Annotated in this window: 12 protein-coding genes; 1 reads left to right on the top strand and 11 read right to left on the bottom strand. The window is 44.0% G+C overall.

The window, feature by feature from the left end; all coding sequences use genetic code 11:
* Window positions 1-132: 132 nt before the first annotated feature.
* Window positions 133-909, bottom strand: coding sequence for a delta-lactam-biosynthetic de-N-acetylase (pdaA, locus tag ACFSVM_RS05055; protein WP_379260735.1), 777 nt, complete (start codon window positions 907-909; stop codon window positions 133-135).
* 199 nt (window positions 910-1,108) lie between these two features.
* Between pdaA and cysC the strand changes: the two genes are divergently transcribed.
* Window positions 1,109-1,672, top strand: coding sequence for an adenylyl-sulfate kinase (cysC, locus tag ACFSVM_RS05050; RefSeq protein WP_379262876.1), 564 nt, complete (start codon window positions 1,109-1,111; stop codon window positions 1,670-1,672).
* A 36-nt stretch (window positions 1,673-1,708) separates the two neighbouring features.
* Here cysC and ACFSVM_RS05045 read toward each other — a convergent pair whose 3' ends face one another.
* The 10 genes from ACFSVM_RS05045 to thrC form a co-directional block, all read right to left on the bottom strand.
* Complete coding sequence (locus ACFSVM_RS05045; protein ID WP_379260733.1) at window positions 1,709-3,514, bottom strand: ABC transporter ATP-binding protein; 1,806 nt, start codon at window positions 3,512-3,514, stop codon at window positions 1,709-1,711.
* A complete protein-coding gene (locus ACFSVM_RS05040) occupies window positions 3,507-4,466 on the bottom strand; it encodes a nucleotidyltransferase domain-containing protein (protein WP_379260731.1) in 960 nt (319 codons plus the stop codon). The genes ACFSVM_RS05045 and ACFSVM_RS05040 overlap by 8 nt, the downstream gene beginning before the upstream one ends.
* Window positions 4,467-4,488: 22 nt before the next feature.
* Window positions 4,489-4,689, bottom strand: coding sequence for a hypothetical protein (locus tag ACFSVM_RS05035; protein WP_379260729.1), 201 nt, complete (start codon window positions 4,687-4,689; stop codon window positions 4,489-4,491).
* Window positions 4,690-4,713: 24 nt separating this feature from the next.
* Window positions 4,714-5,175: a lasso peptide biosynthesis B2 protein gene (locus ACFSVM_RS05030; protein ID WP_379260727.1), complete on the bottom strand. Its 462-nt coding sequence runs from the start codon at window positions 5,173-5,175 to the stop codon at window positions 4,714-4,716.
* Window positions 5,176-5,179: 4 nt separating this feature from the next.
* Window positions 5,180-5,473, bottom strand: coding sequence for a lasso peptide biosynthesis PqqD family chaperone (locus tag ACFSVM_RS05025; protein ID WP_076311641.1), 294 nt, complete (start codon window positions 5,471-5,473; stop codon window positions 5,180-5,182).
* On the bottom strand, window positions 5,470-6,411 hold the full coding sequence (locus ACFSVM_RS05020; RefSeq protein WP_076311642.1) for a hypothetical protein: 942 nt from the start codon (window positions 6,409-6,411) through the stop codon (window positions 5,470-5,472). Before ACFSVM_RS05020 ends, ACFSVM_RS05025 begins: the two co-directional genes overlap by 4 nt.
* A gap of 145 nt (window positions 6,412-6,556) precedes the next feature.
* The gene (locus ACFSVM_RS05015) at window positions 6,557-6,691 is read right to left on the bottom strand and encodes a paeninodin family lasso peptide (protein ID WP_177178639.1); all 135 of its coding nucleotides are present in this window, start codon (window positions 6,689-6,691) and stop codon (window positions 6,557-6,559) included.
* Between the two features lie 47 nt (window positions 6,692-6,738).
* Window positions 6,739-8,667 (bottom strand): asparagine synthase-related protein, encoded by a 1,929-nt coding sequence (locus tag ACFSVM_RS05010; RefSeq protein WP_379260723.1) that lies wholly within the window; start codon window positions 8,665-8,667, stop codon window positions 6,739-6,741.
* The gene (locus ACFSVM_RS05005; RefSeq protein ID WP_379260721.1) at window positions 8,664-9,941 is read right to left on the bottom strand and encodes a sulfotransferase family protein; all 1,278 of its coding nucleotides are present in this window, start codon (window positions 9,939-9,941) and stop codon (window positions 8,664-8,666) included. The genes ACFSVM_RS05010 and ACFSVM_RS05005 overlap by 4 nt, the downstream gene beginning before the upstream one ends.
* Window positions 9,942-10,214: 273 nt before the next feature.
* Window positions 10,215-11,618, bottom strand: coding sequence for a threonine synthase (gene thrC / locus ACFSVM_RS05000; RefSeq protein WP_379260719.1), 1,404 nt, complete (start codon window positions 11,616-11,618; stop codon window positions 10,215-10,217).
* Between the last annotated feature and the right edge of the window lie 249 nt (window positions 11,619-11,867).

Genomic DNA, 11,867 nt, shown 5'->3' with positions numbered 1-11,867 from the left:
GCACAAAAATACGAGCTTTGGCTTAAAATGCATAAAAAACCGCTGGCAGCGTATATACTGATCAGCGGTTCATTAAATCATGCATATATATAGGTTGAGAGTGTAAACTTGCATCAAATTTGCAGTTTTATTTCAGTAGGTCTTGGTCTTTAATTCATCCAAGCCTTTGAAGGTGTAGCCCTGAGCTCTCGCAGCATCTATGATGGAGCCAAGTGCCTCTGTATTGTCCTTTGATACGGAGTGCAGCAGAATTACAGCACCTGGATGCAGCTGCTTCATGACTTGATCATAGGCATACTGCGAGCCTTTCTGTACGTTTGTATCCCAATCCTTATATGCGATGGACCAGAATACATCGGTGTATCCGAGACCACGGCTTACTTCGAGTGTCCGATCACTAAAGATTCCCCGAGGTGGACGGAGATAAGGATACTCTTTGCCTGTCAGCCTCTTGGTCTCTTCCTTGACTTGGTCCAGCTCTAATTTTATTTTTTCATTCGAAGTCATCGTGAGATCAGGATGGCTCCAGGAATGGTTTCCAACAATATGACCTTCTTGACTCATCCGGCGTACAAGGTCCGGCTTGTCCTTCAGATAATGCCCTGTTACAAAAAAAGCGGCAGGTACCTTCTTTTCTTTCAATACATCCAGGATGGCAGGTGTATAGCCATTCTCATACCCGTTATCGAAGGTCAGATACAATTCCTTTTGCTTCGTATCTCCCATAAAAATAGCACCATGCTTCTCCAGAATATGTTTAAAGCCTTCCTCGTTAATGGAGGCGGATTGTCCGTCCTTGCTCTTCTTAAAGCCAAAATGAAATGCGTCCTTCACGGAGGAAGCATGGACCATCTGTGTCCCCGAAACGAGGATTGCAATTATCGTGCCCAGGATGAGCATCTTCTTCATTTGTGATCTGCTCCTTTTCTCAAATAGATTTCTAGCCCATGTTCACTTGAGCGATGTCGTTCGAACACAGCAGGCAACCTACATTGCTAACTGTCACTTTACGTAATATAAGCAGATATTTATATTTTTATGTAGTATTTTGCTAATTACTTTCATCCGTTATAATCTAATTGTAGGTCACGAAACTGTACTAAAATACATATTTTCTAAGGAGAGAAGGGGCTTGTCTATCAATAGGAATCCACGAGTCATTTGGTTTACAGGGCTATCTGGATCTGGCAAGACGACACTTGCTTCCCATCTGGAACAAATTTGGAAGAGAGAAGGAATTCCCTGCTATATGCTTGACGGAGATCAAGTACGCCGCGGTTTAAACCGAGACCTGGGATTCAGCCCAGAGGACCGCAGAGAGAATTTAAGGCGAATTGCAGAGGTATCTAAGCTATTTCTAGGCTCGGGCACCCATATCATCGCAGCGTTTATTTCTCCACATGAGCAAGATCGGGAAATGGTGAAGTCCATGTTTGAGCCTGGGGAATTTGTAGAAGTATATGTGAAGTGTTCTGTGGAAGTCTGTGAACAGCGAGATCCAAAGGGATTATATGAAAAAGCAAGACGTGGCGAAATACCAAATTTCACAGGTATATCTGCCGGTTACGACATACCAAACAAGCCCGATATCACTATTGATACCGAGCACCAAGAAATTGAGCAGTCCGTCTCCTTACTCGTCACTGCATTACAAAGACATGCGCTTGCTTAATGGTTCCCCATTGCACCCTCTAACGGGAGCATCATACTATAAAGATGCTCTCGTCTGATAAGACAGCAATTGACCGAAGGCACCCTCTGCATCCGTAGAGAGCCCTTCATATGCTCCTTGCTGCATCACTTTGCCCCCTTCAAGTACGATGACCTGATCTGCGCCTTGAATGGTAGACAAACGGTGTGCAATGACGACGATCGTCATCCGCCCCTGAAGCGCCTTGAGCGCTTCTTGTATAGTAAGTTCATTCTCTCCATCCAGTGCGCTGGTTGCTTCATCTAATATGAGAATCGCTGGCTTACGTAATATCGCTCTTGCGAGTACAATTCTCTGCCTCTCTCCTCCAGATAGTCGGACTCCCCGATCACCGATGATAGTATCCAGTCCTTGTGGCAAATCTGCAACAAAATCAGCGGAGGCAAATCGCAGCGCTTCCCACAGCTCCTCCTCCGTAGCATCTCGCTTCACCAGAAGAAGATTGTCCCGTATCGATGTGTGGAACAAAAAAGGCTCCTGCGATACATAACTGATCGACTGACGCCAGGCTTGCAGCCTCGATTCCTCCAAAGGCGCTTCATCCAAGTGAATGGTTCCTTTTGTCGGCTGAATTAACCCCATGAGCAGATCAATAAATGTACTTTTTCCTGCACCTGAACGTCCGACAATAGCCGTCATACCGTTAACCGGGATAAAAGTATTAACGTGGTGCAGCGCATCTTGTGTTTGTCCTGGATACCGATAGGATACATCCATACAGCGAATCCCTGACTTCAAAGCGATTGGTTTGATATCCGTACTGCTAATCGAAGTATTCAGGCTGCTTATTTCCAAAGCCTGCTCACATTCTTGCTGCAGCTGCAGCAAGCTTCGGAAAGCAGGAATGAGCGAACCGATATATTCCAGACTGGTTTGGATCATGGAGAACCGGGGCCATAATCTGGAGAATATAACGATCATCAACAGCAAATGCTCAGCACGATAAGAAAACAGGTTAAGCGATGCATATACAAACAAGGCAATAATAACCGCCGCAGCAATTCTATAAATCAGCTGTGTAGTCGAATTGAGGCGAATATAAGATACCATGTTATGCTCCATTCGCTTGCACAAGGCTTTAAAGCCTGTTTCATGCTGCTGCTCCAGATTGTTGCTCTTAATATCCTTCATCCCGTTAAAATGCTCCACGATCTCAGACATATATTGTTGAGACAGATCAGAAGTGTGATCCCCCAAAGCCTTGGCTTTGCGTATAAAAGGCCGGAGGACCATAAACAAAATGACACCGAAGCCTAATACCATCAGAGTCAATTCGGCAGACAGCCAAAAGGCAAATCCAATCTGAATGACTGTAAATATGACCGATGCCGTAAGCTGAATTAAGACGTTTGTTCCTTGGCTCACACGCGCCAGCTCAGAGGTGAGGATATGGTTAAAGTCTGATTTTTTCTTCGTTAAAAAAAGCTCCCATTTGGAATGTATCAATAGTCTGTACGTTTCATATCGCAAGGTATGTATAAAGTTTTGCTGGATTTGAGAGCTGAGAATGTTCTGATTACGCTGCATTAACGCTTGAACCGTCAAAATGACCACAAAAATGAAAAGTACCAGCAGTAGCTGTGATTGCTGCGGTACAAACCCGAGCAGACCAGTGACCCATTCCAGCGGGACTGAATCATTTATACCAGAGTCCAATACATTAATTGCAGACAGCATGGGAACCAGCATGTAGATACCGAACCCTTCCAATATACTGATGATGACCATAAACAAGATGCTGACGATCAGCTTGGGACCTGTAATAGAGTACAGTTTCTTTAGGTAGGTTCGAAGTTCAATCATATTCATGTCTCCCTTTGAGAACCATGCGCTGCCTGATTCGACGCCACATCCACAAGAAAGGGCGTAAAGGTATGTATAGAAAATGCAGCTTGCGGGGCAGCGGCAATAATTCAGCATCCATGGGACCCGGATACAGCCTCCCTAGCAGCATGATCATTCGACGTTTCGGTGATTTGATCTGTTTTAGATAATTTTTTAATGTCTCAGCATCCGTTATCTCACTTTTCTTTATAAGATTAAATGCATAAGAGGCCAATTCTATCGATCTTTGACTAGTCGCCAGTTCTTTCATTTCTTTGGATAATGGCGTTCTAATCAATTGAGAGGCTAGGTAGTACGCCTGACCCACAAGGGACTTGCAATCATGAATCTCCATGTAATCGTGACTTTGTTGAATTGCACCATTAAATCTAATTATCTTATCAATATCTAACAGCCAGCGTAACCTGAACCAGCCATGTCTTGCACCATGACTTATTAAATACATAAATAAATCTTCAAATCCAAGGTAATGAACTTTACATCCTGAAATATCCATAGATCGTTTTCTATTCCATAACGTCTTGAAATCTAATCGATGAGAATTATTATAAGGATTTAAGCTCCAATGAATCTCAATCTGTGTTTCTAATACTGGATGGACGAGAGCAATATGATGATCCTTCCACTTCCAACTGTTTAAAATGTAAGGAGAATCAAATTTCTTAATGTACCCTATTTCCATAAGTATTCCTAAAGCCTTCTCGACCTTAGAAATATCCACAAGCATGTCAAGATCTTTTGAGTTACGATGTGCCAAATCTCCATACAATTCATAAGCAAGCACAGGTCCCTTCAGCATCAGAACCTCGATATGATGTTCTTCAAGAATACGAGCTACTCGCTGCATCTCTGCCGTCAGCTTCATCATATAGAACGTATTGGACATAACGGCATCGCGCAATTGATTCATGATTTCAGCCGGTACATAATAGCTAATTGTCTGCAGTCTTATATATAAGTGGATAAACACGGTGATGTAGAATTAGTCTGCTGAATTCATTCCAATCTATGGAGCTAGTATCATATCTTTCTTGGATTGCCTCATTCGATACACGATCCTCAGCAAGCAATTCACACATAAATTGAAACTCGATCGTCGTTTCGGCAATAATATCACGGTTTATGATATTCATTGATTTGATCTCCCTTTGCCTTTGCTAAGGTTCAGATGTTCGTTTAGAAAACACTCCAACGACGGTATACTTCTCAATTCCGTCTGCTCCGGCAACATACAACTGCCCACTTCGAAGCCAAGCATGTGCAACCATCTCTCCACTGTTGCTTCTAGCTACACCCAGATACAGCGTGCTGTCAATTTTTCTTCGTTCCAGCATGATCATTCCAGCGATACTCGTAACGAGACATTCACTCTTCCAAGGGGTATGTTTCGCTGTCATATGAATGGCCTTGGCAACACTGAGCCGAATCGGATCCAAGTCAGGGCTTCGGTCATAGGCGGATTCATCCTTAACACAATTCAACATCTCGGCTACTTTAGCAAATGGTCTAAGATTCATTAGTCTGGCATAGGCCAAATAAAAGAAAGCCTCTATGATCAACTTTCTCATGGCAGGCTTTTGCTTCGTAAATGAACGAAATAATAAAGTTTTACTTGACATTACACTAATCCCTTTTACTTACAATCAGCCCTTCCTTCAGAAGGGTATTCATAAATTGCTCTACTTGCAGCTGACATGTCGCTTGCTCCACAGAATATTCCGACGACAGGACAGTGGAAATACCAAATATTGTATTTCCTTCTACAAGAAGCTCCCAAATACGTCCCCCTGTCTGTCCAAGGTTGTAATATTTGCCTGATTCAATAGACATCATGACTTTGTCCCCGTTCATATCGCTGACGACATAGCCTTTTTGCTGAATGTACACGTCGTTTTGATCGATTGCTTTCATTGTCATCCGGGTGTATTCACTCCTTTATCAATTGTCTGCAGCACGGTGTCAACTAGCTGCTCAATCGTCACTTGATCTAACGGTCTATGAAGTCTGTACAGTTGGGTGCGATTAGCCACTTGTGTAACCTCTTTGAAATGCCACTCCAGCAGCTGCAGTCTTTTGACCAGCGGCAGACGATACGTATGTACTTGGAGCAGGTTAATGCCTTCAAATGGGCCTACACTATCCAATTGAACTTCAGCACTCCCTGAAGCAACAAGCTCAAACACACCCGCCAACGGCATCTCATCCTGGCTGAAACACTGCTTCCTTGGAACAGCGTACTTCCATTCATCCTGTATGATCCGGAAAGAAGTGGATTCCATATCTAACATATCGAGACTGTAAGCGTTCAATTTCTGCTGTGGATATGCTGGGTATACAACGGGGTTACAAGAGCTCATGCTAACAGCAATTACATCATCGCTGATTAGATTGTAGCCTCTATTCACAAGTGCTGCCGATAAGGTGGATTTTCCTGCACCCGACTCACCCACAAAGGCGTACACCTCACCGTCTATGACTACCGCACTTCCATGCAGGGGTAAAATCTTACGCTGCAGCATAACAACGCCCATACAGGTGCCTAGTAAATACAACCTCACTCTTGAAAGATCGTGTAGAGCATAAGGCATGACGGTCACCCGTGTACCTTCCACAACATGAAAAATACCTACTTCGGGAATTTGAAATAAAAATTGATTCCCTTTAGATTGAAAATTCTTTTGTGCCAGATTCCAGTCATGGCTGAGCAAAGATAAGTCTCCTATGTGAATAATCACATCGATGTTGGATGTTGCAGTCACCTCTGCTTCAGTCAACTCGGGAAGAGGCAGTGCACTTTGGATGTTCAAGCCAAACGCTGTATAAGTGGATACAATAGTACCTTTTGCTTGTGACATGAAATCCTCCAATTCCAACATAATAACCACTACTAAATTACAATAGCAATCATGATATAGCTATCAGCGAAAGACGAGTGAGAATGTTTTCGCTGATAGCTATAAGCTGTCAACATACATAAGAATGAATTACCTACTTTATCTGTTAGCTTGGATTGTACAAGTCCCCGTCATGCTCAGAGATCCAGTCAATTTGTCTGTATCCGACACCTTTTTTTGTCTCACTGATCTCAAGGACTTCTAAACTCGGTGTTTGCCATTCTTTTTTTTCTATATTCATTCCTCTCACCTCCTTTCCAATTGCTGCACCGCTGCTATAGATTTAATTTAGAATCTTCGCAAAAATCGAAAGACAATTAAACTGTGCATCAGCATGCGAACCTCTGAATCCCACGCAAGCTCCGGTCTAGGATGCTCCAGCTTTGTGAGTCCTTTTTTTATTTGATCTACATTTAGATATTCAGATATCAAAGTGTCCTTACATAAAGCTTGAAGCTCCGCCACCCATTCTTTCCAATGCGGCTTCGTGCGCTGAATCCAATCTGCCGGCTGAATCCCTCTAACACTCTGGTTAAGTCTCACATTATCTGGCAAGTAATTCACTGTGGAGCGACGCAGCAATGCGCGATCTCGCCCTTTTTGAACATATTGCTCTAGTGGAACAGACAGACAGTAACGAACCACTCTCGGATCATTGGTTGGATCACGTTCAATAAGTCCATACCGCATAGATAGTTTCGTTGCCATTGCCCCATTCTTGTTAGCCACGGCCAAGTTATTTATATTTTCTTTTCGTGCAGTTAATGCGTTAATATAGACCGTTTCTTTATTCACAACGTATGGCTTCATTTGCCGGTGCATTTCCATCTTTCTAGCAAAATCCGGGTGAATCAGTTCGGGTATTTGGACGGTTCCCCCCGCTACCGCACGCTGCCTGTGAAGCATGGGAAATGCCTTTCTCCCGATAATCGGCAGCAGCTTTGCTCGCGGTACTTCAGCCAGACGGCTGTATTGCTGAACCTCCCTTGCAAGGTGAACCAGCTTGCCTCTTCGCAATAAATGAGCGTAGTAGTCTAACGCCGGCCCCCACGAAATGGTGAAATTCCCCATAGCCCCCGTAAGCAGTACGCCTACTCCCTGTTCCTGTGCACGTTCATAAAATCCACGAATCCAGAAGGAATTTTCAAAAAATTTGTAGGGCGTCTCCATAATGTCCAGCCAGTCATTCACTTCCGTCAGCGGACTCTTACCAGCAAAATTCATGTAGTTCTCTCGAATATTCCCTACAAAATTCACGGTGGACTGAATGTAAGGCGTTTCATCTGCAATCAACCGGCTGGACGTCCAATCCTCGAAGCCTGATACGGGTACATAGCTGTAAGCATGAAGCTCCTTGCCATCCGCTTTCAGCATCGGTGAAGCGAAGCTCGCAACCGTTCCTGAATCAAGTCCACCACTGAGGGCCGTGCCTACTTGCTTATATGTTCTGACTCTTGCCCGAACAGCCTGGTCGAACACTTCTCGAAAGGCCTCTTCATATTCTTCATCCGAGTTCAAATACAAAGGCTCTATTTCTTTAAAATTGCTATATTGACGTAATTCGACCCCCTGCCTGCTTACCTTAATCCAATGTGCAGCCGGAATCTGTCTTACATTACGATACGCAGTGGCATGAACGTCATACGATTCATACATTCCTCGAATCGCCAGAAATTCGGCCAGCCATTGCTCGTTTAGTTCTTTGTTGAAGTAAGGCATTTGGAAGATCGGGTTCATTGAGCTGCAGAATGCAAAATGTATACCATCATCAATATAGTAAAAGGACCTGCGGCCTGACTCATCACGTGCACCGAACAATTGATCCTTCCTTGAATCCCAAATCATAAATACATAATCACCTAATAAATGCTTAGGAGCTTCTTCTCCCCACTTCACATAAGCTTCCAGTATCAATTGGCTGTCGGAAATCGTGATTTGCTCTTTAAGAGGGATCTGCAGCTTGTCAAACAGCTCACTGCGATTATCGATAATCGCATCCGCTGTAATGGTGATATCGCGTCTTTCATCATAGAGTGGCAGCACTTCATGGACGGACTCCGGGGTCACCCACTGCATATGACAGCTAAAAAACACATGGGCATCGCTCCATGTATGAATACGATCCCACTTGTATTTCGTCAAATAGGCTCCTGCGGGGTCCATATCTTCAGGCATAATCGGTTCTCTGCGGGATAAGCATCCCATGATGGCGCTCATGATTTCCCCTCCCTTCCAGACAAGTACCCCTGAGCCCAGGATGATAGCCGGTTCCCAAATGGCAGTATGGACTTAATTCGATTAAGCTTGCTCCTAAGCTGGATCAGCTGCTTCTCCACGTGGTTCTTCTCCATATAGCTCTTCGTTAATCGGTTCTCCAGCAGCCTGACTCTCGTTTCAAGCTGAGCAATCTGGATGGAGGCCTGTCTGTGATCACTTATCCGATTCCCCTGCATAGCTTCTAATTCTAGATCATCTACAGCTTCAGCAGGCTGTATCCCCGTAAGAATACTGCTTGTGCTCAATTCATAGTCCGGCTTCCATATGTAACCGCTCGATTTCAAAAATTGCTGTTCAATCCGCTCCATCGTCGCTTCATCTGGCGAGAGTTCGTACCTAACGCCCGTTATCCGTTGTGCTTCTTCCAGTTCTTCAGAGTACCCAAGATCATGAAATATTTGTGCTCCCAGCACTCGGCAATAGGCATCAACCTCATCAGGGCTAAGCTGATCCTTCCAAGCGTCAATGGACTGCACATGTGCCTGTGTATGATTCAATAAGAAGGGGTCACCTGCTCCCATACTGTAAAAAAGATCCGCTTTTTCTTCACTTACCGGATTGCCGTACTTCTCCATTCCTTCACGGTAAGAAATACCGATAAACTCGCACAGCTTGCGTAATTGTTGTTCAGGCTGCCGCACGAGCTCTTCATATTTAAGCTTGTAGGAGTAGGCCGATTCTCCCTTAAAATACGTTGCGTAGCGGAACAGCCCCGCTGTAAGGTCTACGATCTTCATGCCAGGAATAGGCTGCTTCAGATCCTCGATCAGTGAAAATGGTTCTCCGCTAAATGCATTGACCTTCTTGTAGGATGCAGCTACAGATAACGGGTTGCGAAATAATCCGATTCTTTGCGATTCGGGAAATACGGCATCCAGAAACTCTAGCAATATATAATATCTTGGCGACTTATCGATGATCTTCCGTGCGCCGTTCTGATTTAATAATCCCTCATAGATCTCCACTCCAAAGCTGCGTGCTGCTCTATGAAACAGATCTTCTGAAATAATTCCATTATAGAATTGACGAATGATCCCCGTGCCTCCATAGGGGCGTACAGGAGCTAGCTGCAAGTCCGCAAGTGAGAGCAAATACCACATCTCCTGTGCGGCGAAAACTTCCTCATGGTTCTGCAGCATCACTGTTGTGAGTGAGCTTCCGCTTCTGGGCGTACACAGCAAAAATACGAGTTGATCATCACGGAAATGCTTCAAATGCAGCGTCTCCTTTCCGACAAATAACTGTACATTATTTGTTGATGTGTGTATCTATCCCAAAATAATGATACTTTATGTATTATAAACCCTACTTTATGATACAAATTGTATCATGTCAATGCTTTATTTTTCATCCTTTTTCACAATTGTATTTTCATATCTCGATTCACAAACAAAAAAGTCTGCTCCCAAGATATTATCTTCGGAAACAGACTTTTATGCCGTTCTTCGTAATTATGCAATTAAATAAAGTTTAAACGGAATCATATTTTATTCGTTGTAAAAAGGGATCAGCTCTGCCACGACAGCATCAAGCGTTCCATCTACAAGCTTCTTCCGTGTCGGCAGATCCGATAGTCTCGCGATCTGCTCCGGGAAGCTCTGCTCAATACTGCACAGCTCAATGGCTTCATTAAACTTGGCTGGGTGTGCTGTAGCCAGCGACACAACCACTTCCTGTGCTCCCGTCGTTTGCTCAGCTGCCTTTACCCCGCAAGCCGAGTGAGGATCGAGCAGATAAGTCGTTTGCTCATGATATTTCTTGATTGTATCCAAGCACTCTTCACCAAGCACACCATAGGCTGCAAATTCCTGCTGTACCTTCGCAAGGGTGTCTTCCGGAATTTGAATATGACCCTTCTCTTGGAAAGACTTCATGTATTCTTCCGTCTGAGCAGCATCCTCTCCCAGTACGTAATACAGATATCGTTCAAAGTTGCTTGCAACCTGTATATCCATAGATGGACTGTAGGTGGTATGGAATTTGTCTGGCTTATACAGCCCTTGATTAACAAACTGTTCTAGGATGTTGTTCTCATTCGTAGCCAAGATGAGCTTGCCGACAGGAAGACCCATCCGGGATGCGAGATATCCTGCAAAAATGTCACCAAAGTTTCCAGTCGGGACACTGAAATGAAGCGGTGAAGCCGTTAGCTCCGGACGCTCGTCCGTAACCCGGAAGTATGCATAGAAGTAGTAAACCGTCTGAGCGAGAATCCGAACAATATTTATAGAATTGATTGCACAGAGATGATGCTTATCCTTGAATTCTACATCCGCAAACAGCTGCTTAATCATGCGCTGGCAATCGTCAAAGTTACCTTCGACAGAAAGGTTCAATACATTGCTGTCCTGTACTGTCGTCATCTGCAGCTCTTGCACCTTGCTGACCTTGCCAGTCGGATGCAAAATGCAAATATTGATGCCTTCTTTTCCTCGAACACCTTCAATTGCGGATGCACCGGTATCGCCTGAGGTTGCTCCGAGAATATTAATCTGTTTATTGTATTTGCTCGCAACATAAGTATATAGATTACCCATCAGCTGCAAGGCGACATCTTTGAACGCAAAGGTAGGTCCATGGAACAGCTCAAGCAAATATATTTGATCCGTCAGCTTGCGAACGGGCGTAACAGCTTCATCACGGAATGCGCTGTAGCTCGCATACACCAATTCTTTCAGCTCGGCTTCCGGAATTTCTTCATTTGTATAATAGGAGAAAATTTTGAGCATGAGATCTTGAAAGGATAGATTTCTCCATGCCTCCAGCTGTTCAGTCGATAACGATGGTATGGTGCTTGGTACAAGCAGACCTCCATCCGTAGCCAGCCCCATCAGAAATGCATCGATGAAACCAACTCCACTTACACGTCCTCGAGTACTATGATATTGCATCTATTTCCCTCCTGCATAATGGACCCAATTCTCGTTTCACTGGACCTCTTGTTTTTCTTTTTAACCATAATACTACTATCTTTGATAAAAGCGAATCTTTTTCTTACAAGAATCGTCAATTCCATGGCATTTTGAAAAAAAAGTTTTGATATATTCTCTATTTATTATATATGTCATCACATAACGTCCCTGCCCGTGAATATACATAATTTACAGCAGGCCAAACTGTGCCGCGTAATCCAAGGGGGG

The sequence above is a fragment of the Paenibacillus shunpengii genome (assembly GCF_042684905.1).
GTDB classification, from domain to species: Bacteria; Bacillota; Bacilli; order Paenibacillales; family Paenibacillaceae; genus Paenibacillus; species Paenibacillus shunpengii.
Note: the sequence above shows the minus strand (reverse complement) of the source record. Positions and strands in the feature narration are given on the sequence as shown.

Excerpts from the sequence above, each read along its gene's own strand:
- pdaA (WP_379260735.1), bottom strand. The coding sequence starts at position 909 with ATGAAGAAGATGCTCATCCTGGGCACGATAATTGCAATCCTCGTTTCG.
- ACFSVM_RS05045 (WP_379260733.1), bottom strand. The coding sequence starts at position 3,514 with ATGATTGAACTTCGAACCTACCTAAAGAAACTGTACTCTATTACAGGT.
- ACFSVM_RS05040 (WP_379260731.1), bottom strand. The coding sequence starts at position 4,466 with ATGAATCAATTGCGCGATGCCGTTATGTCCAATACGTTCTATATGATG.
- ACFSVM_RS05035 (WP_379260729.1), bottom strand. The coding sequence starts at position 4,689 with ATGAATATCATAAACCGTGATATTATTGCCGAAACGACGATCGAGTTT.
- ACFSVM_RS05030 (WP_379260727.1), bottom strand. The coding sequence starts at position 5,175 with ATGTCAAGTAAAACTTTATTATTTCGTTCATTTACGAAGCAAAAGCCT.
- ACFSVM_RS05025 (WP_076311641.1), bottom strand. The coding sequence starts at position 5,473 with ATGACAATGAAAGCAATCGATCAAAACGACGTGTACATTCAGCAAAAA.
- ACFSVM_RS05020 (WP_076311642.1), bottom strand. The coding sequence starts at position 6,411 with ATGTCACAAGCAAAAGGTACTATTGTATCCACTTATACAGCGTTTGGC.
- ACFSVM_RS05015 (WP_177178639.1), bottom strand. The coding sequence starts at position 6,691 with ATGAATATAGAAAAAAAAGAATGGCAAACACCGAGTTTAGAAGTCCTT.
- ACFSVM_RS05010 (WP_379260723.1), bottom strand. The coding sequence starts at position 8,667 with ATGAGCGCCATCATGGGATGCTTATCCCGCAGAGAACCGATTATGCCT.
- thrC (WP_379260719.1), bottom strand. The coding sequence starts at position 11,618 with ATGCAATATCATAGTACTCGAGGACGTGTAAGTGGAGTTGGTTTCATC.